The organism is Chitinophaga sp. OAE865 (assembly GCF_040546735.1).
Classification (GTDB): domain Bacteria; phylum Bacteroidota; class Bacteroidia; order Chitinophagales; family Chitinophagaceae; genus Chitinophaga; species Chitinophaga polysaccharea_A.
Map to the genome: position 1 here is coordinate 1,773,660 of NZ_JBEPOF010000001.1, position 26,938 is coordinate 1,800,597.

Consider the following 26,938-nt stretch of genomic DNA (forward strand, 5'->3'; position numbering starts at 1 on the left):
ATTATTAAGTATCTGTTCTTCAGTTTTAGTTTATTTCTCCAGTATTTTCATCAGCTCCAGCAGCACTTCTTTATCATCGAAGTGATGTTTTACGCCTTTGATCTCCTGGTATTTTTCATGTCCTTTACCGGCCACCAGGATAATATCTTCCCGGTTAGCAAGCGACAGCGCCGTTTTAATGGCTTCTTTCCTGTCGGTAATGGAAATGGCTTTCTTTTTCAGGTGAACAGGAATGCCGGCTTCCATTTCCCTGATAATTTCCGCCGGGTCTTCCGAGCGGGGATTATCGGAGGTAAGAATAACACGGTCGCTGTTTTCCACTGCCACATCTCCCATCACCGGGCGCTTTGTGGTATCCCTGTCTCCGCCGCAACCAACTACCGTGATCACCTGTTCATTGCCTTTGCGCAGATTTTTGATGGTGGCCAGTACATTTTTTAATGCATCCGGCGTATGTGCGTAATCAACGATGGCGATGATCTGTTCTTTATCTGAAATGATGTAATCAAATCTTCCTTCCGCACCTGTGGTGTCGCTCAGCGCCTGTAACACTTTGGCTTTATCTATACCAAGTGATACTGCAGCACCATAAACAGCCAGCAGGTTATACGCATTAAACTCACCGATCAGGCGGAAATGCACTTCCGTATCTCCTACCAGCATGATTAATCCTGTGAGATTATTTTCCAGGATCTTGCCCTTGAAATCAGCCAGTGTGCGCAGGCTGTATGTAGCTTTCTTCGCTTTTGTATTCTGCAGCATCACCATTCCTCTTTTGTCGTCCAGGTTGGTGAGGGCAAAAGCAGAGGAAGGCAGGTTATCAAAGAACGATTTCTTTACCCGGATATATTCATCAAAGGTTTTATGATAATCCAGGTGGTCGTGGGTGATATTACTGAAGATGCCCCCCGCGAATTTTAGCCCGGCAATACGTTGCTGGTGAATGGCATGGGAGCTCACTTCCATGAACACGTACAGGCAGCCGTCGTCCACCATCTGTGCCAGCAGGGCATTCAGGCTGATGGGATCGGGCGTGGTATGTGTGGCCGGTATAACGGTGTCGCCTATCTGATTTTGTACTGTGGATAATAATCCGCAGTGGTATCCCAGTTTGGTAAACAACCGGAACAGCAGGGTGGCAATGGTTGTTTTCCCGTTGGTGCCGGTAACGCCTACCAGTTGTATTTTATGGGAAGGGTTATCATAGAAGTTGCCCGCCATGATACCGCTGCTGGCGGCACTGTTGCTTACCTGTACATAGCATATATTATCAGCCAGTTGTTCAGGTAACGTTTCACAGATCACCGCTGCTGCGCCCAAACCAATCGCTTTTTCAATATACACATGTCCGTCTGTGTGTACGCCCTTCACCGCAATGAAAGCATCTCCGGGCTTTATTGACCTGGAGTCGGTGGCGAGTGCGTGAATGGTAACATCGGTATTACCATGCACTGCCAGGATGCTTACATTATACAATATGTCGCGCAGCGTTTTCATCTAGCTCAGTTCTATTACGATGGTTTGTTCGTTTCCTATTTTTGTTCCGCCGGGGAGTGACTGCATTTTCACTTTACCGGCGCCTTTAACTACTACGCGTAGCCCGGCGTTTTCGAGCAGGTACAGGGCATCTTTGAGACCCATTCCGGTAACATCCGGCACAGCGCCTTTTGTTTGCGTTACCTGTTCAAAAGCAATTTTGCGGTCTGCTACCCTGGCGCTTACCCAGCTGTTGTTAGCTGGGGCGTTGCTGATAGGCAGCTGCAGTTTACCCAGGATCTGTTTCCATTCACTGCCTTTGCCATTTTTCAGTGACAGCAGGGTATCCAGTTGCATGGTTGCCTGCATGGGTTTTTGTCTTTCCACCGCGATAGCGTACAGTTTATCTGCCACTTCCCTAAACACGGGACCCGCAACGCCTGCACCGTAAAAGTGCAAAGCATGCGGTTTGTTTTTTATAACTACCACGCAGGTGTACTGCGGATCATTTGCCGGGAAGTATCCGGCGAATGACGACTGGTATATTTTATCTGCGTACCCGCGGTTACCGTTAGCCACGAGTGCGGTACCTGTTTTGGCTGCGAAGGTGTAGAACTGGCTGCGCAACTTCTTCGCGGTACCATTAACCGGTACGCCTTCCAGCATGGCCTGTACCTGTTTCAGCGTGCTTTGTGAGCAGATGCTGTCCATTAATACGGTAGGCTCAAACTGTTTTACTACCTGGCCGTATTCCTGTATGGAATTGACGAGGTAGGGCTTCATCATTTTCCCGTTGTTGGCCACTGCATTGTACAGCATGCACGTTTGCAGCGGGCTGATAAGTACTTCATACCCGAATGCCATCCAGGGCAGGGAGGTAGCGCTCCATGTTTTGGAAGCAGTTGTTTTAATGACTGGTCTTCCTTCGCCGATGAGATCTATACCGGTAAACTGATCGAGCCTTAATTTTTTCAGATGGGCTACGAACTTGTTGGGTTGCCGGTTATAGAACTGGTAGGCCAGTTTTGCCATGCCTACATTTGAGCTCAGCTCAAAGGCATGTTTGATAGTTACGTTTTGCGGGCCGGGGTGGGGCTCAGAATCGAATACGGTTCTGCGGCCTACCTGCCAGCGGCCACCGTCCATGTTTACCATGGAATTCATGGTGGCGTATTTATCTTCCAGCACTGCGATCACGGTGGCCAGTTTGAAAGTGGAACCGGGTTCTGCTACCTGCAGTGCATAGTTCATATCTTCCCAGTAGCCGTTGCCGTCGGGTTGTTTGCCGAGGTTGGCTATAGCTTTTATTTTACCTGTTTTCACCTCCATCAGGATGCAGGTGCCGTGTTCGGCTTCGTTCTGCACCATCATGTTCATGAGGGCTGTTTCCACGATATCCTGCATGTTCACATCTATGGTGGTCACTATATCGCGGCCGTTTTCGGGTTCAATATCGTAACCGTCAACGGGCACATAGGTCCCACCTGCGATGCGGCGCATCAGTCTTTTACCTGTAACGCCTTTCAAATATTCATTGTAGGTTCTTTCGAGGCCTACGCTCTGGGAATTCTCACGCGCCAGTCCGATGGTTCTGTTGGCAAGCAGTTTAAAGGGATTGATGCGCTTACTTTTTGATTCAGCGATCATGCCGCCTTTGTTTTTGCCGAGGCGGAACATCGGGAAGTTGCGTAATTCCTGGTATTGATTAAAAGGCACGTCTCTTTTTAATAAAAAGTAACGGTCCTTTGATTTATATCCTTCCTGTAGTTGTTGTTTCCAGGATGCTTTGCTACGGTCGGTGAATATCTGGGAGAGGCGGTAAGACAGGGAGTCGAGGTTTTCCTTGAACACCTGGCCGTTTTTGTCCCGGAGGCCGTCTGCTGCAAAATCTATCCGGATGTCGAAATAAGGAATGGAGGTCGACAGCATCCTGCCTTCCTCCGAGTAGATGGTGCCTCTTTCCGCGTCCAGCGCCACGTACCCGGTATGCAGGCTATCGGCCATACTGCGCCAGTAGTTGCCCTGTACGTTCTGGATATAGAACACTTTCACCAGTATAGCGATGCTAAACAGCGCCATGCCGATGAGGCACAGATACACTCTCCACAATATGTCCTTTTTTACATCCACGATGTTGTATTACCATTTTACCTTTTAGCCTTTAGCTGTCAACTGTTTACCCTGAGGCAAACGGCTGACGGCTAAAGGCTGATAACTTATAAGAAGATACCTGACACTGGCTGCATTTATAATTGAGATGCTTGCCATTGATTTGATTTACCAGCATCCCCGACCTGAGTTATGGGTCAGGCGGGCAGCGTCAGGCATCAGTATTAAAATCATTTTTCTGTTTCCTTTTTCAGTACAATCTTCTGTGGAGGGGAGCTGAGTTGTTTAAGGCCCAGCGGCTCTACGGATTTACTGACCTCACTCATCTTGCTTCGAAACATGAGCTCACTTTTCACATTGATATACTCCCACTTCAGCTCTTTAATTTCTTTGCCCAGTTTGTTAATGCGCCGGATTTTCTTTTCAGCGAGATGGCTATTGGCAATGTAGATCAAAGCCAGGAGGGAAAGGAACCCGATAAAGGGCATGTTTTGCACCAACGCTCTGTAGTTGATGCGCAAACGCCATTCTTTACGTTCCGGTGGGATGATGTTTTCCTCCGCCGGATTTTCCTGTATCTTTTCTAAATCGTCTCCCACGCGCTATGTCTTTTTAAAATTGACAATATAAACCTGAACGCAAATCAAAACGGATGTGTATAGGATAGGGTAGGATGTGATGGGCGGTTTGAACCGCGTCACGCTTGTTTTTCGGCCACCCTCAGCTTTGCACTTCTGGATCTTCCATTAAGCTTCAATTCTGCATCACTGGCGGTAACCGGTTTTTTTGTGATTAATCTGAACAATTTAGGGGGTGTTTCTTTTGCGAACGGATCTTCCGGTGCTTCTTCAAAACTTCCTGTCTTCATAAAATTTTTCACCATCCTGTCTTCCAGTGAGTGGAAAGTGATGATGGCAAGCCTTCCTCCGGGTTTCAGCACATTTGTAGCCTGTTCCAGTAAATCTTTCAGAGCGCCCAGTTCATCGTTAACGGCTATACGCAATGCCTGGAAAACCTGTGCCAGGTATTTTTGCGGATTGCCTTTTACAATAGGCTGGATCACGGATTTGAATTCTGTGATGGTGCGCATGGGGTGTGTTTTGCGCTGCTTTACAATTGTTTGAGCCAGGGTTTTTGCATTGGTTACTTCTCCGTAGTCCTGGAAAATCTGTTGTAACCTTGCTTCTCCCCATGTGGCCAGCAATTGGGCGGCAGTAAATGCTGTCCGTGTATCCATCCGCATATCCAGATCGCCATCGAAGCGGGTACTGAATCCTCTTTCTGCAGTGTCGAACTGGTGCGATGAAACGCCCAGATCCGCCAGTACGCCGTCTACCTGATCAGCTTTATGTAGTTTCAGAAAGCGTTGCAGATGACGGAAATTTTGTTGTACAAAAGTTACGCGTTCGTCTATAATCCTGTTTTGGTAAGCATCTTCGTCCTGATCAAATACTATCAGCCGTCCTTTTTCACCTAGTTTTCCAAGTATGGCCCTTGAATGTCCTCCGCCTCCAAACGTGGCGTCTACATAGATCCCATCGGGATTTATCTGTAGCAGCTCCGTTGTTTCGAGTAGCAGAACGGGTAAATGATATTGTTGCTCGCCCATATGCTCCCCTCTTTAAATTGATATGTTGTTGTCTCCTCCTCCCATTACCTGTTGAGCTAGATCACTGAACGCTCCCGGTGAGAAATTTTCAAAGAACTCCTGGTATTTACCTTTATCCCAGATCTCGATTTTATTGGTTGCTGCTGCCAGCACAATATCTTTTTCCAGATTGGCGTAGGACAGCAGGTTTTTTGGTACCAGCAGTCTTCCTGCGCTGTCTAACTCCAGAATAGTAGCCCCGTTTAAGAAGTAACGTCTGAATTCCCTTACTTTTGGATCAAAGTCATTCAACTTGCTGATACGCTCAAAAATTGGCTGCCATTCATTCATGGGATACAGGGACAAGCATTTTTCAAACCCTCGGTTAATCACAAACTGGTCTCCGGCCCCGTCTGTTAGCTGCTTTTTAAACCCGGCAGGTAACAGAAAGCGTCCTTTTGCGTCCAGCGTCGATTCATATTCACCGAGAAATCCTGTCATACCATGGGGCAAAGTCCTTGAAAATCCTTTTCTAACACAAAATAACACTTTTTCCCACTTTTTAACGAAAAAATACTTTATAAATTTTTTCCACAGATGCCAATGCCTCCATCAGCGCCCTTTTCCTGCCATTTATGCACTAAAATGGTGTATTAGATAAGATTGCGTGTTAATAATGTGTTGATAACCCGTATTTGTGTGTTTATAACTTGTAGATAGCCTGTAGCGTAAGACTTATACCGGATAACAACAGGTGGGAAAATGACAACAGGAAAATATTTATACGTTATATATTTTTATAACTTAATAGAGGTTTTAGTATACCTCGAATAACAAAAAGTAGATTCTGCATCACCCCGGGGGATAACATCCGCCGGCTCAGCCATAGTGGAAAACCCCTCTTTCGGCGATTTAATTCCCTCTTTTGCAAAATTTTAACAGCAATGAAAATCTCTCTGCCTTACATTTACATTTAATTCTTAATTTTGCCACTCTTTTATGCGGAAATTTTTATTGTACATCAGTGTTCTTGTGGTTATTGTATCTGCCTCCTGTAACAACCAGTTACGGAGAATAGAGAAAAGCAACAACTTTGAGAAAAAGTTGGACTACGCGAACCAGCTGTTCCAGAAGAAAAAATACAATACGGCAATAACACTCTATACAGATCTTGTACAGGTGTATAAGGGTACTGATAAGTTTGAGCCTATGTATTACAATTTCGCATATTGTTCTTATTATGTAAAGGATTATGTTCAGGCAGCGTTCCAGTTCAAAAACTACCTGGACCTGTTCCCAAACAGCCCCAGGGCTGTAGAGATAGATTATATGCAGGCATATTGCTATTATAAACAATCGCCCAAGGTATCGCTGGATCAGACCAATACCATGAAGGCCATTGCTGCCATGCAAACCTTCATCAATAACTATCCTACCGCCGATAAAGTGTCGGAAGCCAACCTGGTGATTGAGCTGTGCAGGCGTAAACTGGAAAAGAAAGAGTTCTCCAGCGCTGAACTGTATTATAACCTGGGCTTCTACAAAGCCGCCGGTATTGCCTTCAAAAATCTGATGCGCAACTACCCCGACTCTGATAAAAGCGACAGTTACAAAGTAATGGCCATCAGATCTTACTATAATTATGCTAAAAACAGCATTCCGGAGAGACAAAAAGAGCGCTACGCAACGGTTCTCGACGAATACCTGGATTTCGCGGATCACTACCCGAACAGCAAATTAAAGCCTGATGCCGAAAAATTTTATACCTTAGCACAAAACAACATAAAAACACTGGATAATGAGCAAATTAAAGCGAAGTCTAACCAGTAGCCTTAATCCCTGGGTAGAAACCAAAAACACTACCGATATTAAGAACAGAACTGGTAATTTATATGAGTCTATTGCCGTGATAGCCAAACGCGCCAATCAGATCAATATTTCCGTGAAAGAGGAGCTCCATTCCAAACTGGAAGAGTTTGCCAGCCATACTGACAACCTCGAGGAAGTGCACGAGAACAAGGAGCAGATCGAGATTTCCCGTTTTTATGAAAGACTGGCAAATCCGGCTATCCAGGCTACTCAGGAGTTCCTGGACAATAAAATTTATTTCCGCAAGAACGACGACGATTTGTTTAGCTGATCCGCCACACATTATTTTGTGAGGTGCGCGATTGCGAAAAATAAAAATATTAATTTCATGGCGGCAGAATGATTTCTGCCGCTTTTGTTTTTATATATGTCCATGGACGCTATCAAAATGCTACAAGGAAAGAAAATCCTGCTCGGGGTGAGCGGCAGTATTGCCGCCTATAAAGCAGCTACCCTTATCCGCCTGCTGGTAAAGGAAGGAGCTGAAGTGAAAGTGGTGATGACCACTGCAGCTGCCGGTTTTATTACCCCCCTCACCCTGGCCACCCTTTCTAAGAACGAGGTTCCCCTGAATATCAGCGACCATAATAGCTGGAATAACCATGTTATGCTTGGCCGGTGGGCAGATGTAATGCTCATTGCACCCGCTTCCGCCAATACCCTCGCTAAAATGGCCCTGGGCCTGTGCGACAACCTCCTGCTGGCCGTATACCTGTCTGCCACCTGCCCGGTGCTGTTTGCCCCGGCAATGGACGAAGACATGTGGCACCATCCCGCCACCCGCGCCAATGTGGATAAACTCATTTCATATGGCCACCGCCAAATTCCCGTGGAATCCGGTGAACTGGCCAGCGGACTCTTTGGAGAAGGCCGCATGGCGGAGCCCGAACAGATACTAGCCTTCCTTGAACAGCATTTTCGCCAGGAAAACGGAAAAAAAGCACTGAACGGGACTACGGTCATTGTTACCGCTGGCCCCACCATAGAGCATATTGATCCCGTTCGATATATCACCAACCACTCCAGCGGGAAAATGGGTATTGCCATTGCGGAGGCCCTGGCAGATGCCGGCGCTAACGTACAACTGGTACTTGGCCCCACATCCCGGAAAACAACCCATCCCGGAATTACTACCATCCCCGTGCAAACCGCCCAGGAAATGTTTGATGCAGTAACATCCCGGTACCCCGGCGCCAGAATAGTAGTGGCCGCTGCAGCAGTAGCAGATTACCGCCCGGCAAATGTGGCAGATAAAAAGATCAAGAAAGGCGAGGCCCAGTTGCACATCGATCTCGAAAAAACTCCCGATATACTCCGCTCATTGGGCGACCGCAAAGGGCCACAGCAGCTGCTGGTAGGATTCTCCCTGGAAACAAACAATGAAAAGGAATATGCACTGAAAAAACTGCGTGAGAAAAACCTCGACCTGATTGTGATGAACTCTCTGGCAGATGCAGGTGCAGGGTTTAATTATGATACCAATAAAGTAACGCTGTTTGACAGGAACGGGAACGAACGCAGTTTCCCGCTCAAATCCAAACAGGCCGTGGCCCAGGATATTGTTTCCGCTATAATCGAATTGCAACATGCATAACCGCTTCCCGCTGATCCTGCTGTTGGCAGGCGCCTTTTTACTATTTTGCTGCCCTCCCGTTAAAGCCCAGGAAATCAGGGCCAATGTATCTGTAGTAGCCCAACAGATCCAGGGAGTGGATAAAAAAATATTCACCACCCTCCAGAACTCCATCCGGGACTTCCTCAATAACCGCCACTGGGCCGCTGATGCCTTTACACCGGCAGAACGGATAGAATGTAATTTCTTGCTGAATATTACCGGTACCTCGGGGAACGACAGCTACAAGGGAACATTGACCATACAGGCCACCAGGCCGGTATTCAACAGCAGCTATGTAACCAGCCTGCTGAACATCCAGGATCCCAACGTGGTTTTCCGCTACGTGGAATTTCAGCAACTGGAATTCAGCGACAACAGGGTAGTGGGCAACGACCCGCTGGCCTCCAATTTAACCGCTATCCTCGCATACTACGTGAATATCATTCTCGGCCTGGATTATGATTCCTTTTCCCCCCGCGGCGGAGATCTGTATTTTAAGAAAGCACTGAATATTGTAAATAATGCACCGGATGGGAAGGAAATTTCCGGATGGAAAGCTTTTGAAGGGAACCGCAACCGTTACTGGCTGCAGGATAATCTCCTCAATGCAAAATTCCTCCAGTTTCATGATGTGATGTACCAGTACCACCGGCAGGGGCTGGACCTGATGTACGACGATGTAATGAAAGGCCGGGCAGCCATCCTGAACTGCCTGAACATGCTTTATTCCATCCACCAGGATATCCCCAACTCCATGCTGATGCAAACCTTTTTCCTTTCAAAAGGACAGGAATTATTGAAAATATTCTCCCGTGCCACACCACAGGAGAAAAGCCGTGCAGCGGAATTACTGTCCCAGATGGATGTGCCCAATGCACAGAAGTATCAACAGATGAAGTAACAGCTATGATGAATATGATGATGAAATACGCCACCCTGGCCTTGTTAGTGTTGTTTTTATTCGCCTGCAGTGACGGCGATAAGGTGCCGCGTAAGTATATTTCAAAGGAGCGTATGACAGGGATCCTGGTAGATATGTCCATTGCAGACGCCTATAGCAACGAACAACAGATGCAGGTTACTTTCACGCCTAATTTTGATTCCCTCAGGCAGGAAAAGGTGAAGATCTATTACAAACAGATACTGGATCTTCACAAGGTAAGTGTGAAGGAGTTTATGGAAAGTTACCGGTATTATGAAAGCCATCCCAACAGGCTGAAGGAAGTATTTCAAATGGTTCAAACTGATATTGCTGCAAGGAAACAGCGCTTGCCTAACCCGGTGGATGAAAATGCACCGCTCCGGTTCCGTATGAAAAGCATTTTCCCATATGCAGACAGCGTGCTATTGCTGCCGAAGGTGGATACCGTCCGCCCTTTTATCAAACGGCAGCCCTAATCTATAAAACACCAAAACATGAACAAAGTAGTAGCAAATGCCGACGAAGCCATACAAGATATCCGGGATGGCGCGGTACTGATGCTGGGAGGGTTTGGTTTGTGTGGAATTCCGGAAAATTGTATCACCGCCCTGGTGAAAAAAGGCGTGAAAGACCTCACCTGTATCTCCAATAATGCAGGAGTTGATGATTTTGGTCTTGGCCTGTTACTGAAAACCAGGCAGATCAGGAAAATGATGTCTTCCTATGTAGGCGAAAATGCAGAATTTGAAAGACAGCTCCTGGCCGGTGAGCTGGAGGTAGACCTCATCCCACAGGGAACCCTTGCCACGCGCATACAAATGGCAGGTATGGGTATCCCCGCTTTTTTTACTCCCGCCGGTTATGGAACCGAGATCGCTGAAGGGAAAGAAGTAAGGGTATTTGATGGAAAACCTCACCTGATGGAGTTAGCGCTGCACGCTGATTTCGCTATTGTAAAAGCCTGGAAGGGTGATACGCTGGGTAACCTGGTTTTCCGTAAAACCACCAGGAACTTCAGCACTTCAATGGCCCGTGCCGGGCATATTACCATTGCTGAGGTAGAAGAGCTGGTGCAGCCCGGAGAGCTGGACCCCGATCAGATACATGTGCCGGGTATTTATGTACGCCGCATCTTCAAAGGCGGAAACTATGAAAAACGGATCGAACGCAGAACGGTTAAGATCTAGTTCATCAAATTTTTCATTCTCAAATCTTACATTTTATGTCGCTCGATAAATATGGTATAGCCAAAAGAATTGCGCAGGAACTGCGGGATGGTATGTATGTGAACCTGGGCATTGGTATTCCTACACTGGTATCTAACTATATACCCGCTGGCATTTCAATTATGCTGCAGTCTGAAAACGGGATACTTGGTATGGGGCCATATCCTGTTGCGGAAGATATTGATGCAGACCTGATCAATGCCGGGAAAGAAACCGTGACCCTCTTGCCAGGAGGGAGCTTCTTTGATTCTGCAGAAAGCTTTGGTATGATCCGCGCCGGCAAGGTAGATCTTACCGTGCTGGGTGCTATGGAAGTATCCGATACCGGTGATATTGCCAACTGGAAGATCCCGGGCAAAATGGTGAAAGGCATGGGTGGCGCTATGGACCTCGTAGCTTCTGCCAGGAACATCATTGTAGCCATGATGCACACCAATCCCAAAGGTGAAAGTAAATTATTACCCGCCTGTACCTTACCCCTTACCGGTGTTAACTGCGTAAAGAAAATTGTGACCGAACTCGCAGTGCTGGATGTAACGCCTGAAGGATTTAAGCTCCTTGAGCGTGCACCCGGCGTTACCGTGGAAGAGATCCGTGCTAAAACTGCCGGGAAACTGGTTATTGATGGCGATATCCCTGAAATGAAAATTTAGCGAAAAATTCGTATATGCTTTACCGTGCCCTGCCTCCTTCCCGGAAGCAGGGCATTTTATTTTCGTTAAAATGCCCGCTTTAATAGCCTATATTTTGTTTTTGGAATACATACTACTCTGAAACAAAACATCTAAATCTCTAAACTTAAAAATCCCTAAATAATTGGTACCTTTCTACTTGCTAAAATAGTTCGAGGTGCAAGTTGGATTTCTTTGTTATAACGGTAAATATATTCCTGCAGCTGACCCGATTTTTACGGCAGATAATCGATCTTTCAGATACGGGGATGGCTTTTTTGAAACCCTGAAAGTATACCAGGGACAAGTATTGCTGGCAGACCTGCACTTTGAACGGTTGCTCGCCAGCTTACACCTGCTACACTTTGATATCCCTGCGCATTTTACAAAAGCATATTTCGTTAAGCAGATACTGGAGCTCTGCAGCAAGAATAATGTATCACAACTGGCCCGCGTGCGGCTCGCTATATTCCGCTCTGATGGCGGCCTCTATGATCCTGTCAATAATTTACCCAATTATATTATCCAATGCTGGGAATTGAGCAGAACCGTATTGGAATTAAATAATAACGGGCTGATAACAGATATCTTCCCTGATGTGAAAAAGAGCTGCGATAAGCTCTCTGCAATTAAATCAAACAACTGTCTGCCATATGTAATGGCAGCAATGTATGCCAAACAGCACCGGCTAAACGAAGCTATTTTGCTTAATCCATACGGCAGGGTGGCCGATAGTACCATTGCCAATGTATTTGTAGTACGGAATAAGGTGCTGTATACTCCGCCATTGTCTGAAGGCGGGGTATGCGGCGTAATGCGCAAATACCTGCTGAGAACAGAACTACCGTTCAAAATAGAAGAGAAACCTCTCAATATAGAAGACCTCGAAAATGCGGACGAAATATTTTTAACCAACGCGATCTATGGTATCCGCTGGGTGGGTTTATTCCGCGACAGCAGCTATGGCAACGCTACCGCCGCTATTTTACACGAAGTATTGCATGAAAGCATACTGTAAAAAATAATCACCGGGATGGAACAAAAGATCAGTTTATGCTGGTTTCGCCGTGATCTGCGGCTGGACGACCAGGCAGCTTTCTATTATGCGCTGCGTTCCGGTAACCGGGTTGTACCGGTGTTTGTTTTTGATACCCATATACTTAATGACCTGGAAGATAAACAGGACCGTCGGGTTACCTTCATTCACGAAGTACTTGGAGAAATGCAGGCGCAATTACAACAGCTGGGCTCATCGATGGATGTATTCTATGGTACACCCGAAAATGCGTTCGAACACTGGACCCATAAATATGAAGTGGCCGGCGTTTATACCAATCATGATTATGAGCCATATGCGAAGAACAGGGATGCTGCTATAGCTAGTCAACTCAGCCGGAAAGGAATATCGTTTTACAGTTATAAAGACCAGGTGATACTGGAAAAGAACGAAGTTGTGAAGGATAACGGTGAACCATATACGATATTTACGCCTTACAGCAGGAAATGGTATGATACCCTCACCTTTTTTCATCTCAAACCATATCCCTGTAAAAAGTACTATCAGCATCTTTTTAAACAACCGGTAATAAAGCTTCCTTCCCTGGAAGAAATGGGATTTACGCCCGGAGAGAAGCATTTTCCTTCAAAAGATCTGGAAGAAACACTGATCAGGCATTATGATGAAACCCGTGACTTCCCGGCTGAGAATGGCACATCGAGACTAGGCATTCACCTGCGGTTTGGCACTGTGAGCATACGCGCGGTGATGCAAAGGGCCATGCAGCTTAATGCCACGTTTGCAAAGGAATTGATATGGAGGGAATTTTACCAGATGATCCTCTGGCATTATCCGCACGTGGTTGGGAATTCTTTTAAGAAGGAATATGATAAGATAGTGTGGCGGAACAATGAGGTTGAGTTTGAAAAATGGTGTAAAGGGGAAACAGGCTACCCGATTGTGGACGCAGGTATGAGGGAGCTGAACGCTACCGGATTTATGCATAACAGGGTGCGTATGATCACTGCCAGCTTTTTAACTAAACACCTGTTGATCGATTGGCGTTGGGGAGAAGCTTATTTCGCAGCCAAATTACTGGATTACGATCTGGCCTCAAACAATGGCGGCTGGCAATGGGCAGCAGGCTCGGGTTGCGATGCGGCGCCTTATTTCAGGGTGTTTAATCCTGCGCTGCAAATGCAGAAGTTTGATAAAGATTTAAAATATATCCGTAAATGGGTTCCGGAATTTGAAGGATTCGAATATGTGAAGCCGGTAGTGATGCATGAAGAGGCGCGTAAACGTGCGCTGGAAGTGTATAATAAGGCATTCCGTAAATAAAAAATGCAGTGAGCTAATCACTGCATTTTTTATTTAGGAAAGAATTATTTGTTGAAGACCTCTTTCAGTTTGCTGTCCAACGCTTCATGTTCTTCTCCTCCTCCGCCATAGCGCGCTATAATTACGCCTTTGGGGTCAATTAATATCTGGGTGGGTAAAGAATGTATGCCGAAGTGCTCGCTGATATCTTCGGGGTTAGGCTCATTCTTCATGCGTTTATTCATATCCAGTCCCCGCAGTACATGTTTCCATACACCGATACCGTCCTTTTCCACCGCCTTTTTCCAGGCATCATGATTACGGTCGTCGTCCGATACGCTGATCACTTCAAACCCTTTATCCTTGTATTGTTTATACAATTCCAGCAGGTGAGGATTACCTGCACGGCAAGGCACGCACCAGCTGGCCCAGAAATCTACCAGTACATATTTTCCTTTGAAATCAGATAAGCTGAGTGGCTGATCATTGATATCTTTTTTGCTGAAGTTAAAAGCAATACTGCCCGGAGAGCCTTGTTCAAGACTTTTTATTTCTTTGGCGATGTCCAGGCCCTCTTTACTTTTTTGCAAGGCGGCGCTCAGGCTATTGTAATAGTATCTGGCGGAGTCCAGTGTCATACTGCTAATTTCAAAACGCATCAGGTAAACGCTGAGGAAGGAGTTATGATGTTCGCGGATAAATTTTCTTGACAGCTGGCTGTTGGCATTAAAGTATGGCGCCAGCTGCTCCCGGATGGCTGCTGCCTTATCATGGTCTTTTTCGTTGCGCAAGGCCTCCAGTAATGGTTTGTATTTTTCGGCAGCTGCTTCCTTTTCTTTTTCCAGCTGTACGTTTTCATCATTGCTTACAGAGCCTTTCATAACAATGGTGCTCAGATCGCCGTTTGCTATGTTGATAGTCATGGCGGCTGGCTCCAGGAACAGGTATGCCTGTTCTTTCTTATTGCCGGTCATGTTCCTGATCAGCGTTGCGGAAACCACGCCGGGAGCGGGTTGTAATAATGTGCCTGTAAAGCTGAACCTGCCGTCTTTTACTTCAGCGCTGTCTGTTACATACTTTGTGCCATTGCTGTACTGCAGGTAATATTTAGCAGGTGAATTTCCGGTAACGGTGCCGGCTATACTGAATTTTTTCTGTGCGTTAACCAGTTGACTTAGTACTAATGGTAACGACAATACGCAGAATATTTTTTTCATAATTTTATTGTTCGTTTTGTGTAAGATTTGGATTAAGGATGATTTCTTCCTGCGGGATACGCAATAATATCTTAGGACTGGTGGCCGGGATGGTCATGGCCCCACTGCTGGCAGAGGAATAGTCCCGTACCATTGGTAAGCCATTCCGGAAATAATCAAACCCTGAATGCCCTTCAAAGGCCAGCTCTATCCGGCGCTGCAATAATATTTCATCAAACAGTGCCTGCCCGGAAAGATCCACAGACGCAAGACCTGCACGGTTACGGATAATGTTCAGATCTGCCAGTGCGGCATCTTTTTTACCGAGCTTTGCATTAGCCTCTGCACGATTCAGGTATATTTCTGCCAGGCGGATATAACGGAAGGGCGATTTGCTGTAAATGGCATTGTATAGATACATGTACTTAACGGTGGCAATACTGTCGTCGGGAAAGCCTGGCGTTACATTTACTTTGTAATGGGAACTGCGCAGGTCTGTTTTCGCAATGCGCGACAGCAGGTCGGAAGAAGGACGATAATAACCGCCTGTATAGTTGATTTGTGGCGGGTACGCATATTGCTGGCTGATGGAGGCATTTCCGAAATCCATGTTGCCCGCAAAAACATCTTCCTTATTAGCCACATTGCTGCTGTTATAGTAAGCGCGGTATGCATCGTTTTGGAGTAGAATATACTTGTTACTGTTAATTACCTGGTCGGCGTAGCTTACTACTTTCTGGTTGAATGCAGCATCCGGCTGCTGGAAGGTACCGCCCATATAAAGATACACACGTGATAACAAGGCTGCTGCCGCCTGCTTCCCGGCAAAGCTGTTGGACTTTTCCTGGTTAAACAGGGAAAGGGATGTTTCCAGGTCCGCAATGATCTGTTCATATACTGCTTTTGTGCTGCTGCGGGCGGGTTTATAATCGATGCCATTGGCAGCGGTAGTAATAAGCATTACCCCCGGCGACGATGCTGCATCCTGGTAGTAGGGCCTGGCATAGAAGCGTGCAAGGTTAAAGTATACAAATGCTCTCACGAACAATGCTTCTGCTTTGGCTTGTAATATTGCGGGACGTTGTTCATCTTTTTTTATGTTATCCAGCAATTTGTTGGCGTGCAGGATGGTAAAATAACTTCCTCTCCAAAAGTAATAGGTCCAGCTGTGATCCTTGTCGGGTGAGTTGATATAGTTAAACGCATCGGTATATTGATTGGGGCCCAGGTCCAGTGAATGAATATTGTTGCCATGCGCTTCTGACAGAAACATGGTAACATCGCCATACCCGAAGTAACTGTTTTCCATGGCAGCACCTGTAGTGATCATTGGGTAAAGCCCCAGTGCAGCCTGTGCAAACCCTTCAGGGGTACTGAATTGATCCGATTCATTGGTAACGTTGTGCGGACGCAGCTCATCCAGTTGTTTGTTGCAGGCGCTTAATGCAATAAGGCTTGCTGCGGCTATTATAATTATACGCTTCATTTTTCTTTGGTTTAGAATGTGACATTAAGACCGGCAGTAATGCGCCGTGGGTTGGCATTTCCGATGCCTACACCTCCGTAGGAGGTAGATGTGCCGATAGCGGCACCTTCCGGATCGGCTCCTACATAATCTTTATGTTTGATAACAAAAACATTGTCCATACTAACGAATACGCCTGCACGCTGTGCATGGATCCTGGCAAGTGTCCTCTGTGCAAGGTCATAACCAATCCTGATATTCCGCATGCGGATATGGCTGGCATTGCCATATATAAGCGACGAACGGCTGTCGAAGGCCCGCCAGATATTCATTTTGCTGCTGTATACATCGGGATAGTTGGCGTTTTTGTCACCGGGTTGTTGCCACACTTTCTGGCTGGACTGCCAGTTCACATTATTCCGGCCAAGGAAAGGCGCGGTGGGATCCTGGAAGTTGTTGATGAGGCTCATAGCGGTATAATTGCCTGCCTGGAACCACATTTCGGCGCTCAGGGAAAATTGTTTATAGGTGAAAGTATTTGTGAAGCCACCGAAGAATTTCGGTGTAGCCGAGCCCACTGCCTGGTAATTGCGGATATCTGCCAACCCGCCAATGCCTTCTACTACCTGCTTCTTCCCCGAAGCATCATAGTTTTCAAACAGTGGTGCGCCGTTATCAGGATTTACGCCTGCATAACGAATGGCTTTAATTACATTAAGGTCTTCTCCCGTATAGCGGTAATACGCACGGTTGTAATTATCGAGCAGGGAATCGCCGTACAGTTTTTTTATGATGTTTTTATTAAAGCTCACATTCAGGTTGGTGGTCCAGCTGAAATCCCTTGTATCTATATTGCGGGTATTGAGCATCAGTTCCAGTCCTTTGTTCAGCACTTCTCCCACATTCTGGTATTGTTGGAAAGAGCCTTGCGCAGAGCCAACAAATACCTGTTGCAGCAGGTTTTTGCTGAGTTTGGAATAGAGGTCGGCAGAAAGTTCAATGCGTTTCCAAAGACTGAGGTCTATGCCTACGGTATTGTTAACAGTGGTTTCCCAGCTAATATCCGGGTTCTCCAGTTGTGTGATGGCGGAGCCTATGCTGTTAATATTGTCGTAGGTATAACCGGAGCCTGCAGCATAAAGGGTTTGATTCAGGTATCCATCGCCTACGTCCCTTCCGGAAGTTCCGTGCACTACTCTCAGCTTCAGCAGGTCTATTGCTTTTACATCTGCCAGGAAAACTTCCTTATTGATCAGCCAGCCGCCGCTTATAGCGTAGAAGGTGCCATACCTTTTGTTGCGGCCGAAATTGGTGAAGGCATCGGTGCGAAGGGAGGTGGCAGCGTAGTATTTCGACTGGTAGTTATAGTTTAATTCGCTGAAGGCGGAGAAGCTTGCTCTTTCTGTATAGGAGCCGGAAGGCCGGTAAGGAGAATTATACGCGACACTAATGGCGCTGCCGAGATTTTTTGCGGCGCCCATATTTCTTTCGCCGGGCAACAGGTTGTACATATCGGTGCTGCTGGTTTCACTGGTTCGCTTTGCCCATTCCGTGCCCGCAAGGAGATTCAGTTGATGATCGCCAAACCGTTTAACAGCATTCAGCGTATTGGTAGAAGTAAAATTGGAGAACCTGGTGTCCGCAATGGTGAGCGTTCCGTTGGGGAGCGCAGCGCCGGGCTTAAACAGGTAAGGGTAGCCTCCATATTTACCGGAGAAGCTACGTGGATCCAGGTAAGAGTTCCGGTGGGTATTGATATAATCGATGGTATTGGTGGTTTTAACGCTCAGCCACGACAATACCTGGTAACTGAGCCATCCGGTTCCGGTAAAGTGCTGGTTGTTGATAACCGCGGTGTTATCGAATTTTTTTTCGCTTAGAAAATTCTGCGACCAGGTGGTATATGGCACGCCAAAGTTATTGGATTGCTTTACAGGGATGCTATCGGCCAGTGAGCCATCTGCATTGTATGGTGTTACAAAAGGCTGGGTCATATAAAGTGCAGGCACCCCGTTGCGGGAAATGGTTTTATCGATGATAGCACTGGCGTTCAACCCACCGGAGACCTTTTTTGAGAATTGCTGCACAATATTCAGGCGCAGGTTTCGACGGTCAAAAGTGTTGCCGCTATTAATTCCTTTTTCCTTGTACCAGTCCATGCCGGCATACAGTGTTGTTTTATCGTTGCCACTGTTAAGCCCCAGGCTGATATCAGAAAAATTTCCATCATCAAACATTGCTTTTTCCCAGTCGAGATTTTTTGTTTTATCCTCATCCGTGTAGATCCTTCTTTGCCGGATGAAATCTGCCGCAGTGGGGAACTGTTGCTGAAGGGAAGGTGTTTCCTCCCATCTGCGTTGCATCACTTTGTCCATCAGTGCAATATTTTCAGACGTATTCATCATGTGGATGGCGCGGTTCTGTTTTATAGCGCCATAGCGGGTATCCAGTGTTACATGCACGCCGCTGTTCGCAGCGGCCCTTTTGGTGGCCACCACAATTACACCCTGTGCTGCGCGCGACCCATAGATGGCGGTAGATGCAGCATCTTTCAGGATGGTAATGCTTTCCACATCAGCAGGATTTACCACGTCCTGTAAATTCTGCGAGTTGGAAATTACGCCGTCAATAACGATCAGTGGTCCAAAGTAGGCGCTGGTACCGGATGGGAGAGACGACTGGCCGCGGAGCAATACCTGTCCTCTTGCACCGGCATCGGCGGAAGGTTCCACTATATACATGCCAGTGGTTTTGGCCTTCAGCATAGAGAGTATATTGGAAGAAGAAACGGAACTGCGTAGCTGATCACCCGAAATCTTTTGAACAGCGCCGGTTAGCTCGCTGGCCTGTTTATTCGTATAACCCATTACCACTACGCCACCAAGACTGGTAGCATCTTCATCCATCGTAATACGGTTTTCTGTACCGGAAATAACCTGTGTTTTCTGGCGGTAGCCAATGCTGCTGATCATTAAGGGGCGGCCTTCTTCAGATGCAATGACGAATGCGCCATTGGCATCGGTTACCGTGCCTCTGCCACTGATTATGTCGCGGACGGTGGTACCTGGTAGCGGCTGTCCTTTGCGGTCGGTTACTTTTCCCTTGATCATCGGCTGTGCTTTGGTAATGTTGATATTGTTGTAAGGCATTACCACGCCGATCATATTGCCGCTGGTCCTAAACTGAAGACCAGATGCATCTTCCAGCTCTTCCAGTACTTCCCGCAGGCTTCTCTGTTTAGAAGCCAGGGTGATCCGCCTGACCGGCAATGTACCCGCAGCATAGAAGAATTTTACCTGGTAGGTGCTTTCGATTTTTTTGAAGGCAGTGGCAATGTCTGCCTCCCTGAACGCAATTGATTTTCTTTGCTGTCCGTATGATAGCATACAGGTAGTTAGCATTAACAACACCAAAAGAGGGAACTGCCATTTTACCGCAGTGCTTAACGGCGCACGGAGGCGCGCATAATTAAAAGTCATGCATCAGATTTTTTAATGATGGTTGATGTGGGTAACTGCATGCAGGCGCCGGCAGCCTGTATGTGATCCCGATTCAGCGATTTTGGTGGAAACGCCTGTTATTAAAATTGAATCAGCACTTTGTCCGGTTGTATTTGAAAACTACATCCGGCTGTAAAACAAAAGATGTTCAAAACCTTTTCTAATTTATCGTTGTCGAACGCACCGGAGAACCGTTTGCTATATAACGGATTTCCATTTACACGGAATGGTATTCCATACCAGTTTTCCAGTTGCCGTATTACCTCGGATACGCTGGCATTATCAAATACTAATTTGCCTGTTTTCCAGGTACGCAAAGCGATGGTATCAAAAGATGCTTTGCTCATTTCCTGTTTCGTTTCATTCCACTTCGCCTGTTCGCCGGGCGCCAGGGTAAGTGGTGCAGCTGTGCCTGATTTTTCACTCACTTTTACTTTTCCACTGAGCAATGATACTGTCGACTGTGGCTCATACGGATATGATTTTACCAGAAAGGAAGTGCCCAGCACTGTTGTCTGAATTTGTTTGCTGGTTACCATGAACGGATCTTCCGGGTTGGTTTGTACATCAAACAGCGCTGCACCTTTTACCAGTTCCACATGCCGGTGTTTGTTGCTGTAATCGGAAGGAATCCTTACAGTTGTATTGGCGTTCAGGATCACTGAAGAGCCATCCGGCAAAGTGAGCAGTTTGCGTTGTCCCCATTCACTGGAGTATACCAGGAAGGTGTTGGGAGCTGCAGCCGGCGTACGCGGTTTCAGCCGTGGCCAAAACAGGGCGATGCCTCCCAGCAGCAGCAGTACTGCAGCAGCACGCCATGCTATTTGCCGGTAGTTGATGCGGCGCACAGGGCGGGTAGCTTTTACGGCCTGTTGCAGCCTGTTTAATTGTGCAGCCCTGTCTTTTTCTGCTTCAGCTGCGTTAATATTATAATACAAGGCTACCGCTGCAGCCACCTTATCCTTTATTTCAGGGTGCTGCCGGATATAACTTTCCCACTTAGCAATAGCCGTGTCACTGTTTCTCCGGATATATTGCAGAAAGGTATCGTCAAGCAACAGGTCTAATTCATTCAGGTCCTTTGGCAGCATTCTCCATCCATTTTTAAAGTAGAGCGACAATCAGCTCTCTTTTACCGGGTATGTACCGGTAAATTTTCAGATTTTGATATTTTTTATTTTAAAGAAGCTTTATTGAAAATAATCTAACAGGGAATTTATAAGGGAAGTAACAGCAGTAATGTTCTCAAATGCAGGTTGCCGGATTTGAGATCCTGTTCAAGTGATTGTTTGAGGGATTTAAGTGCTTCGTACAAATGATTGTAGACGGTACGGTGCGTAAGCCCGGTGATGTCTGTTATTTCATCGTAGCTCCTGCCTTCATAAAAGCGGAGATTAATTAGTTCTTTTTGCCTCGGGCTGAGTAAAGCGATGGCTTCCTGTATGCGCCCGATGGCTGCTTTGCTTTGTTGCTGCTGCATCAGCAGTTGTTCAGCAGAGGGTGTATCGCTGCCGGTTTCGGTTTCCATCCAGAGCGATAGCAGGCCATTGTCTTTTTTTTCCTGTTGAAGATGTAATAACAGTTTGCGTTTGAAAGAGGTGATAATGTAGCTGCGTACATTACTGACGGTATCCAGGCCTTCCCTTTTCTCCCAGAAATAAAGAAACACCTGCTGGATACAGTCTTTCACCGGTTCGCTTCTGGCGCATATTTTAAGGCCCAGGAAAAGGAGCAGGTGATAATACTTTTCATACAAGGTATATAGTGCCTGTTCCTCTCCTTGCCGAAACCTGTTCCACAGGTCTGTATCCTTATTATCGATCATACCGCAACAAAAGAACGAAAAAATCGGCTGCCTACGGACGGATTTTTTCTGCTGCTTCCATCAGCGCTTCCACAGCGGCTTTCCCCTCTTTGCCCAGATCCAGGCTAAAATCATTCACATACAGATCAATGTGCTGACGCATCACAGATTCATCCATTTCCTGCGCATGTGATTTTACATAATCAGACAATTGCGGATAAGTAGTATAACTATTCTGCAGGCTGTTATGGATAAGTGTGTCGAGTTGGGCACGGGCAGCTTCTGGTATATCTTTACGGATAAAGATCCCTCCCAGCGGGATAGGGTTACCGGTGGTTTGTTCCCAGTATTCACCCATGTCCATCAGTTTTACCAGGCCTTTAAGCTGGTAAGTGAAGCGGTTTTCGTGGATGATTACGCCTGCATCCACATCGCCGTTCAGTACGGCGTTTTCTATTTCAGAAAACAGCATTACCTTTTTGTTGGTGGCTTCCGGGAAAGCAATAGAGAAAAGGAGGTTGGCGGTAGTGTTTTCGCCTGGAATGGCGATGGTCTTGTTTTTTATCTCTTCCAGGGGAATATCTTTTTTGGCAATGAGTAATGGCCCGCAGCCCCGTCCCAGTGCGCTACCGCTGTTGAGCAGCTCATACTGGTCTTTTACTTTGAGATATACTGCAAAGCTCAGCTTTGTAACGGCCAGTTTGCCTTGCAACGCCCAGTTGTTCAATGTTTCCACATCCTCAAGATGCGTATCAAAGGTAAATTCCTTTGTATCTATTTTGTTGTTTACCAGTGCATCAAAAATGAAAGTATCATTCGGGCAGGGTGAAAAACCTAAAGATAAATGCATAGCTGTCGAAATTTTATATGCTGTCGTTAAATGCCGGCCAGTGTTTCCACGGTCTTTATCAATTGTTCGTTAAGTGTTTTTACGGCCAGGGGGATCTTCCATTTACTTTTATCCCTGATTTCCACGTAGTTAGAGATGCTCCTGAGTTGGACGAATGGTATTTTTTCCAGCAGGCAGGCATAATGAAAGGCAGCGCCTTCCATACTCTCTATGTCCGGGTCGTATTTGGCCACCAGCTTTTGTATGGTAAACTGGCTGCCGCTTACAAGGTTTACGCTCACGCCTGTTGCAAGGGGCAGGGGAGGCACTTCGGGCAGTCCCGCAAAGGTGTTCACCAGGCTGTTACCGGTAAATGGCGGTTGTGATGGCTGCCAGAGCTGTATATCAAATAAATCTTTAAACTGATCGTTGTCTTCCGCACCGAGGTCGGCCAGGTACTCCTTTTTAATGAGCATCACTTCCCCCAATTCGCGGTGATGGCGGAAACAGCCGCCAATACCGGCCTGTATGGCTATATCGGGGCGGTTTACCACCAGGTGCCTTCCCAGGCTGAAAGCGGTGTGCATCATGCCAATACCGGCAATCAGCACATCTATATGGCAGTTTGCGGCTTTAAGGGCCGGGATATGTGTGTCGAGATACTGTAAAAAGGGCTGTATTTCCAGTGTGGTAGCCGCGGTCACCAATATTTTCATCCGGTAAAAATAAGGCAAAAATGATTGCTTGCCGTGTAAAACAATTGACAGGAATTAGGATAAATTGGCACTACTCGTTTAATAGTGGTATTTTTGCAAAAATTTTTTGCAATAATGATTTATTTAACGCGAGTAGAGAACTTCAATGCAGCGCATAAGTTATCTAACCCGGGCTGGAGCAAAGAGAAGAACGAAGAAGTTTTTGGTAAATGTGCCAACGAAAACTGGCATGGTCATAATTACGAACTGCACGTCACTATAAAAGGTAATCCTGATCCGGAAACGGGTTTTGTATTTAATGCCAAAACTTTGGGCGTAATTATCCGGGATGCGGTGATAGAAAAGATAGATCACCGGAATCTTAATATGGATGTTGATTTTATGAAAGATAAATTCACATCTGCCGAGAATTTATCGATCGCTATCTGGGACCAGCTGGCCAAACACCTGCCGGCGGAAGTGCAGCTGCACTGTATCAAATTATATGAAACCCCACGCATATACGTAGAGTATTACGGTGGGAAATAATACATCCTGTCCCGGCCTTTGAAATTTATTAAATCATATAAGAATGGCGTATAATAAGAACGAAAGTTACGATGAAAAGATCACGTCCGGTCTTGTAGAAAATTATAAAGAATGTTTGCACTTGCTGGGGGAAGACCCTGAAAGGGAAGGGCTGCAGAAAACACCCGAACGGGTGGCTAAAGCCATGCAGTTCCTCACACAGGGATACCAGCAGGATGCGCATGAAATACTGGAGGGCGCAAAGTTTACAGAAGCATATAGTGAAATGGTGATAGTGAAAGATATAGAGTTGTATTCTATGTGCGAGCATCACATGCTGCCCTTCTTTGGAAAAGCGCACGTAGCCTATATTCCAAACGGGTATATCACCGGTCTGAGCAAAATTGCCAGGGTAGTGGATGTATATGCCCGCCGCCTGCAGGTACAGGAGCGCCTTACGCACCAGATCCTGGATGCTATCCAGGAAACGCTGCAGCCACAGGGCGTTGCCGTGGTAATAGAAGCGCAGCACCTGTGCATGATGATGAGAGGAGTACAAAAACAAAATTCCCTTACTACCACATCCGCGTTCAGTGGCCAGTTTGAGCATGGCACCACCAGGGCAGAATTCATGAAACTGATCTCCAAATAAAAAATCTATATTACTAATTACGGATTTATGGGTAGATGATAATAGTAATTTATATTTATCAGCTACCTGTAAATCCGTAATTCTTATTTATATTTGAAAAAATATTAATTTATATCCACATGAAGCATGCTTTCGTATTTCCCGGACAAGGTTCCCAGTTTCCGGGTATGGGCAAAAATCTGTACGACACCAACGTAAAAGCAAAAGAACTTTTTGAACAGGCAAATAACATCTTAGGCTTCCGTATTTCTGATATCATGTTCAGCGGCACCGAAGAAGACCTGAAACAAACCAATGTTACCCAGCCTGCTGTTTTCCTGCATGCAGTGATTGCCTTCCTCTGTACAGAGCACGCACAACCGGAAATGGTGGCAGGCCACTCCCTGGGAGAATTTTCGGCCCTTGTAGCCAATGGCGTACTGTCGTTTGAAGCAGCCCTGAAACTGGTGGCCATCCGTGCCAATGCCATGCAGAAAGCCTGCGAGCTGCAACCATCTACCATGGCTGCCGTACTGGCCCTGGACGATGCCAGAGTAGAAGAAATATGCGCTGCTGTTACTGCAGAAACCGGAGAAGTGGTAGTGCCGGCTAACTATAACTGCCCCGGTCAGCTGGTGATTTCCGGTACCCTCAAAGGGGTGGAAATCGCCTGCGAAAGAATGAAGGCTGCCGGTGCTAAAAGAGCCCTGATCCTCCCTGTAGGCGGTGCTTTCCATTCGCCGTTAATGGCTTCTGCCAAAGAAGAGCTGCAGGCAGCTATCAATACCACTACTTTCAATACACCTTCCTGCCCGGTTTACCAGAATGTGGTGGCCGTAGCGGTAACCGATCCTGTACAGATCAAACAGAACCTGATAGATCAGCTAACGGGCGCGGTGAAATGGACACAATCCGTACAGGCCATGGTAGCCGACGGTGGTAAGGAATTTACGGAAGTTGGTCCCGGTAAAGTATTACAGGGCCTGATCCAGAAAATTAACAAGGAAACAGTGGTGAACGGTATCAACTGATAATATCATCTCTATAAAATAAAAATGCAGCGGATAACCCGCTGCATTTTTATTTTATAATACTATTTCCATCTCGTATTGCGACAGGTAATTCGTTAGTCCCGCCTGTTGCAGGAACCTGTCTATTTCAGGGAAATGCTCATCGATATTAATGATGCTCACGGCCGCTCCCATGAACTGATCGGAGGCATACTGCAGCAGGGCGCTTCCTACGCCTCTTCTGCGAAACTCCGGGTGTACGGCTATATTCCTGATCCTCCGGGTGTCTTTATGCACACTGATAAATCCCGCTGTATGCCCGTCTATAGCAGCCTCCCAGGTAACGGTGAACGGTGCTTCCCGTTGTATACTGCTGATAGTGTTAGACCAGGTGGGAACCATATCCATAAAGGTGGCCAGCAGGGGCCAGTCGGGTGTCCTGTTTTCTTTTATGGAGATGCCCGCCGGTTTTTTACGCGTATGTATATTCCCCTTGAAAGAATGAATGGTACGGGTTTTATCAAACCCGGTATTCGTATATGCCTTGATAGCAGGAAGGTTGGTACTGATCACCTCCAGGATAATCTTACGGATGCCCTGTGCCTGGTAAGCAGGTATGAACTGGTCGTACATTTTCTGTACGAGGTGCTGCCCGCGGTATTCCGGGATAATACCGGTTCCACCGTTGTATAACATAGTGGGATGCACTTTGTTATCTGCAGCATGTAAAATGAAGCCGCCAAGTGTATTGCCTGCAAAGGCGCCGATAGAATAATCCCGCAGGATATTTTCACCCTGCATCTTTTGTTCCAGTATGGAGGGCGTAAGGTGCAGTGGTACTATATAATCGCTGAAAGCGGCATTGAAGGTGTCGCAGAGACCAGGGGTAGATACGTTGTGAAGTGTACGGAAATCGTGGATATAGATCATAGTGGAATGGGTATGTCGCCAATATTAGCAAGGATTGACGACATACCGTCCCGGAATTTTATGAGCGGAAAAATTATTGCAGTTCTATGCTGACATTGATCCATTCGGGATCAAATTTATCAGTATATTTTTGGTAGAAATTAATGGCTGGCGTGTTCCATTCCAGTACCTGGAAAACAATTCCGCTGAACTGTTTTTCTTTTGCCTCGATCACCAGCTGGTCGAACAACAATTTCCCGATGCCTTTGCCCCGCCACTCCTCGGTAACAATGATATCTTCCAGGTACATCCGGCAGCCTTTCCAGGTAGAGTAGCGCGTATAGTAAAGCGCAAACCCATGGATCACTTCCCGGCCGTTGATCACTGTGCTGGCTACAAATGCCTTCCACACCGGGTTAGGGCCAAAACCGGCTTCTTCAAAATGTTCCTGGCTTACCGTAACCTGTTCCGCCGCTTTTTCATATGCTGCCAGCTCACGGATCAGCTCCATCAACCGGGCGCTGTCTTCTCTTCGTGCAACCCTTAACGTTATATCTTCCATATCTCGGTATATTAAC

26 protein-coding genes are annotated in these 26,938 nt (G+C 46.6%); 12 read left to right on the forward strand and 14 right to left on the reverse strand.

All coding sequences use genetic code 11. The features are described from left to right. Positions 1-30: 30 nt before the first annotated feature. The 5 genes from ABIE50_RS07465 to mraZ all read right to left on the reverse strand — a co-directional run bounded on the left by ABIE50_RS07465 (position 31) and on the right by mraZ (position 5,722). Positions 31-1,497, reverse strand: a complete 1,467-nt coding sequence (locus ABIE50_RS07465) for a UDP-N-acetylmuramoyl-L-alanyl-D-glutamate--2,6-diaminopimelate ligase (protein ID WP_209866881.1) — start codon at positions 1,495-1,497, stop codon at positions 31-33. Next, positions 1,498-3,606: a PASTA domain-containing penicillin-binding protein gene (locus ABIE50_RS07470; protein ID WP_209866883.1), complete on the reverse strand. Its 2,109-nt coding sequence runs from the start codon at positions 3,604-3,606 to the stop codon at positions 1,498-1,500. A 209-nt stretch (positions 3,607-3,815) separates the two neighbouring features. After that, positions 3,816-4,184 carry an FtsL-like putative cell division protein gene (locus ABIE50_RS07475; RefSeq protein WP_260607338.1) on the reverse strand — a complete coding sequence of 123 codons (369 nt, stop codon included), beginning with the start codon at positions 4,182-4,184 and terminating at the stop codon, positions 3,816-3,818. Between the two features lie 98 nt (positions 4,185-4,282). Then, positions 4,283-5,194 (reverse strand): 16S rRNA (cytosine(1402)-N(4))-methyltransferase RsmH, encoded by a 912-nt coding sequence (gene rsmH / locus ABIE50_RS07480; protein WP_142683745.1) that lies wholly within the window; start codon positions 5,192-5,194, stop codon positions 4,283-4,285. Between the two features lie 12 nt (positions 5,195-5,206). Beyond that, positions 5,207-5,722, reverse strand: a complete 516-nt coding sequence (gene mraZ, locus ABIE50_RS07485) for a division/cell wall cluster transcriptional repressor MraZ (RefSeq protein WP_354027912.1) — start codon at positions 5,720-5,722, stop codon at positions 5,207-5,209. 450 nt (positions 5,723-6,172) lie between these two features. Between mraZ and ABIE50_RS07490 the strand changes: the two genes are divergently transcribed. The 9 genes from ABIE50_RS07490 (at position 6,173) to ABIE50_RS07530 (ending at position 13,814) form a co-directional block, all read left to right on the forward strand. Next, entirely contained in the window at positions 6,173-7,003 is an 831-nt protein-coding gene (locus ABIE50_RS07490; RefSeq protein WP_209866885.1) for an outer membrane protein assembly factor BamD, read from the forward strand. Continuing rightward, positions 6,972-7,313 (forward strand): DNA-directed RNA polymerase subunit omega, encoded by a 342-nt coding sequence (locus tag ABIE50_RS07495; protein WP_142683742.1) that lies wholly within the window; start codon positions 6,972-6,974, stop codon positions 7,311-7,313. Before ABIE50_RS07490 ends, ABIE50_RS07495 begins: the two co-directional genes overlap by 32 nt. 102 nt (positions 7,314-7,415) lie before the next feature. Further along, positions 7,416-8,636 (forward strand): bifunctional phosphopantothenoylcysteine decarboxylase/phosphopantothenate--cysteine ligase CoaBC, encoded by a 1,221-nt coding sequence (coaBC, locus tag ABIE50_RS07500; RefSeq protein WP_354027913.1) that lies wholly within the window; start codon positions 7,416-7,418, stop codon positions 8,634-8,636. Then, positions 8,629-9,558 carry a type IX secretion system protein PorD gene (gene porD / locus ABIE50_RS07505; protein ID WP_142683741.1) on the forward strand — a complete coding sequence of 310 codons (930 nt, stop codon included), beginning with the start codon at positions 8,629-8,631 and terminating at the stop codon, positions 9,556-9,558. Before coaBC ends, porD begins: the two co-directional genes overlap by 8 nt. Positions 9,559-9,572: 14 nt before the next feature. After that, positions 9,573-10,055, forward strand: coding sequence for a DUF4296 domain-containing protein (locus ABIE50_RS07510; protein ID WP_185937100.1), 483 nt, complete (start codon positions 9,573-9,575; stop codon positions 10,053-10,055). An 18-nt stretch (positions 10,056-10,073) separates the two neighbouring features. Next, positions 10,074-10,766, forward strand: coding sequence for a CoA transferase subunit A (locus ABIE50_RS07515; RefSeq protein WP_209866886.1), 693 nt, complete (start codon positions 10,074-10,076; stop codon positions 10,764-10,766). A gap of 35 nt (positions 10,767-10,801) precedes the next feature. Next, the gene (locus ABIE50_RS07520; protein WP_354027914.1) at positions 10,802-11,458 is read left to right on the forward strand and encodes a 3-oxoacid CoA-transferase subunit B; all 657 of its coding nucleotides are present in this window, start codon (positions 10,802-10,804) and stop codon (positions 11,456-11,458) included. Between the two features lie 196 nt (positions 11,459-11,654). After that, positions 11,655-12,494: an aminotransferase class IV gene (locus ABIE50_RS07525; protein ID WP_209866888.1), complete on the forward strand. Its 840-nt coding sequence runs from the start codon at positions 11,655-11,657 to the stop codon at positions 12,492-12,494. 15 nt (positions 12,495-12,509) lie between these two features. Beyond that, entirely contained in the window at positions 12,510-13,814 is a 1,305-nt protein-coding gene (locus tag ABIE50_RS07530) for a cryptochrome/photolyase family protein (protein WP_209866890.1), read from the forward strand. A gap of 44 nt (positions 13,815-13,858) precedes the next feature. Here ABIE50_RS07530 and ABIE50_RS07535 read toward each other — a convergent pair whose 3' ends face one another. From ABIE50_RS07535 to mqnB, 7 genes are all read right to left on the reverse strand, one after another. Further along, on the reverse strand, positions 13,859-15,010 hold the full coding sequence (locus tag ABIE50_RS07535) for a redoxin domain-containing protein (RefSeq protein ID WP_209866891.1): 1,152 nt from the start codon (positions 15,008-15,010) through the stop codon (positions 13,859-13,861). A gap of 4 nt (positions 15,011-15,014) precedes the next feature. Further along, complete coding sequence (locus ABIE50_RS07540; RefSeq protein ID WP_209866893.1) at positions 15,015-16,475, reverse strand: RagB/SusD family nutrient uptake outer membrane protein; 1,461 nt, start codon at positions 16,473-16,475, stop codon at positions 15,015-15,017. A gap of 11 nt (positions 16,476-16,486) precedes the next feature. Then, positions 16,487-19,933, reverse strand: coding sequence for a SusC/RagA family TonB-linked outer membrane protein (locus tag ABIE50_RS07545; RefSeq protein WP_209866894.1), 3,447 nt, complete (start codon positions 19,931-19,933; stop codon positions 16,487-16,489). Positions 19,934-20,034: 101 nt separating this feature from the next. Beyond that, on the reverse strand, positions 20,035-21,045 hold the full coding sequence (locus tag ABIE50_RS07550; protein ID WP_209866896.1) for a FecR family protein: 1,011 nt from the start codon (positions 21,043-21,045) through the stop codon (positions 20,035-20,037). Between the two features lie 125 nt (positions 21,046-21,170). Next, a complete protein-coding gene (locus ABIE50_RS07555) occupies positions 21,171-21,779 on the reverse strand; it encodes an RNA polymerase sigma factor (RefSeq protein WP_209866897.1) in 609 nt (202 codons plus the stop codon). Between the two features lie 31 nt (positions 21,780-21,810). Further along, positions 21,811-22,608, reverse strand: a complete 798-nt coding sequence (locus ABIE50_RS07560) for a 1,4-dihydroxy-6-naphtoate synthase (protein WP_142683730.1) — start codon at positions 22,606-22,608, stop codon at positions 21,811-21,813. A 26-nt stretch (positions 22,609-22,634) separates the two neighbouring features. Beyond that, positions 22,635-23,303: a futalosine hydrolase gene (mqnB, locus tag ABIE50_RS07565; protein WP_209866899.1), complete on the reverse strand. Its 669-nt coding sequence runs from the start codon at positions 23,301-23,303 to the stop codon at positions 22,635-22,637. A gap of 114 nt (positions 23,304-23,417) precedes the next feature. On the opposite strand from mqnB, the gene ABIE50_RS07570 reads away from it, so the two are divergent. The 3 genes from ABIE50_RS07570 to fabD all read left to right on the forward strand — a co-directional run bounded on the left by ABIE50_RS07570 (position 23,418) and on the right by fabD (position 25,472). Beyond that, positions 23,418-23,831, forward strand: a complete 414-nt coding sequence (locus ABIE50_RS07570; RefSeq protein WP_079469374.1) for a 6-pyruvoyl trahydropterin synthase family protein — start codon at positions 23,418-23,420, stop codon at positions 23,829-23,831. 43 nt (positions 23,832-23,874) lie between these two features. Continuing rightward, the gene (gene folE / locus ABIE50_RS07575; RefSeq protein ID WP_209866901.1) at positions 23,875-24,462 is read left to right on the forward strand and encodes a GTP cyclohydrolase I FolE; all 588 of its coding nucleotides are present in this window, start codon (positions 23,875-23,877) and stop codon (positions 24,460-24,462) included. Between the two features lie 119 nt (positions 24,463-24,581). Continuing rightward, on the forward strand, positions 24,582-25,472 hold the full coding sequence (fabD, locus tag ABIE50_RS07580; protein ID WP_142683727.1) for an ACP S-malonyltransferase: 891 nt from the start codon (positions 24,582-24,584) through the stop codon (positions 25,470-25,472). A 54-nt stretch (positions 25,473-25,526) separates the two neighbouring features. Here the strand turns inward: fabD and ABIE50_RS07585 are convergent, their stop codons facing one another. Then, positions 25,527-26,381 carry a GNAT family N-acetyltransferase gene (locus ABIE50_RS07585; protein WP_209866903.1) on the reverse strand — a complete coding sequence of 285 codons (855 nt, stop codon included), beginning with the start codon at positions 26,379-26,381 and terminating at the stop codon, positions 25,527-25,529. A 73-nt stretch (positions 26,382-26,454) separates the two neighbouring features. Next, on the reverse strand, positions 26,455-26,922 hold the full coding sequence (locus tag ABIE50_RS07590; protein WP_209866905.1) for a GNAT family N-acetyltransferase: 468 nt from the start codon (positions 26,920-26,922) through the stop codon (positions 26,455-26,457). Between the last annotated feature and the right edge of the window lie 16 nt (positions 26,923-26,938).

Excerpts from the sequence above, each read along its gene's own strand:
- ABIE50_RS07465 (WP_209866881.1), bottom strand. The coding sequence starts at position 1,497 with ATGAAAACGCTGCGCGACATATTGTATAATGTAAGCATCCTGGCAGTG.
- rsmH (WP_142683745.1), bottom strand. The coding sequence starts at position 5,194 with ATGGGCGAGCAACAATATCATTTACCCGTTCTGCTACTCGAAACAACG.
- ABIE50_RS07490 (WP_209866885.1), top strand. The coding sequence starts at position 6,173 with ATGCGGAAATTTTTATTGTACATCAGTGTTCTTGTGGTTATTGTATCT.
- ABIE50_RS07495 (WP_142683742.1), top strand. The coding sequence starts at position 6,972 with ATGAGCAAATTAAAGCGAAGTCTAACCAGTAGCCTTAATCCCTGGGTA.
- coaBC (WP_354027913.1), top strand. The coding sequence starts at position 7,416 with ATGGACGCTATCAAAATGCTACAAGGAAAGAAAATCCTGCTCGGGGTG.
- porD (WP_142683741.1), top strand. The coding sequence starts at position 8,629 with ATGCATAACCGCTTCCCGCTGATCCTGCTGTTGGCAGGCGCCTTTTTA.
- ABIE50_RS07510 (WP_185937100.1), top strand. The coding sequence starts at position 9,573 with ATGATGATGAAATACGCCACCCTGGCCTTGTTAGTGTTGTTTTTATTC.
- ABIE50_RS07515 (WP_209866886.1), top strand. The coding sequence starts at position 10,074 with ATGAACAAAGTAGTAGCAAATGCCGACGAAGCCATACAAGATATCCGG.
- ABIE50_RS07520 (WP_354027914.1), top strand. The coding sequence starts at position 10,802 with ATGTCGCTCGATAAATATGGTATAGCCAAAAGAATTGCGCAGGAACTG.
- ABIE50_RS07530 (WP_209866890.1), top strand. The coding sequence starts at position 12,510 with ATGGAACAAAAGATCAGTTTATGCTGGTTTCGCCGTGATCTGCGGCTG.
- ABIE50_RS07535 (WP_209866891.1), bottom strand. The coding sequence starts at position 15,010 with ATGAAAAAAATATTCTGCGTATTGTCGTTACCATTAGTACTAAGTCAA.
- ABIE50_RS07540 (WP_209866893.1), bottom strand. The coding sequence starts at position 16,475 with ATGAAGCGTATAATTATAATAGCCGCAGCAAGCCTTATTGCATTAAGC.
- ABIE50_RS07545 (WP_209866894.1), bottom strand. The coding sequence starts at position 19,933 with ATGACTTTTAATTATGCGCGCCTCCGTGCGCCGTTAAGCACTGCGGTA.
- ABIE50_RS07550 (WP_209866896.1), bottom strand. The coding sequence starts at position 21,045 with ATGCTGCCAAAGGACCTGAATGAATTAGACCTGTTGCTTGACGATACC.
- ABIE50_RS07555 (WP_209866897.1), bottom strand. The coding sequence starts at position 21,779 with ATGATCGATAATAAGGATACAGACCTGTGGAACAGGTTTCGGCAAGGA.
- ABIE50_RS07560 (WP_142683730.1), bottom strand. The coding sequence starts at position 22,608 with ATGCATTTATCTTTAGGTTTTTCACCCTGCCCGAATGATACTTTCATT.
- mqnB (WP_209866899.1), bottom strand. The coding sequence starts at position 23,303 with ATGAAAATATTGGTGACCGCGGCTACCACACTGGAAATACAGCCCTTT.
- ABIE50_RS07570 (WP_079469374.1), top strand. The coding sequence starts at position 23,418 with ATGATTTATTTAACGCGAGTAGAGAACTTCAATGCAGCGCATAAGTTA.
- folE (WP_209866901.1), top strand. The coding sequence starts at position 23,875 with ATGGCGTATAATAAGAACGAAAGTTACGATGAAAAGATCACGTCCGGT.
- fabD (WP_142683727.1), top strand. The coding sequence starts at position 24,582 with ATGAAGCATGCTTTCGTATTTCCCGGACAAGGTTCCCAGTTTCCGGGT.
- ABIE50_RS07585 (WP_209866903.1), bottom strand. The coding sequence starts at position 26,381 with ATGATCTATATCCACGATTTCCGTACACTTCACAACGTATCTACCCCT.
- ABIE50_RS07590 (WP_209866905.1), bottom strand. The coding sequence starts at position 26,922 with ATGGAAGATATAACGTTAAGGGTTGCACGAAGAGAAGACAGCGCCCGG.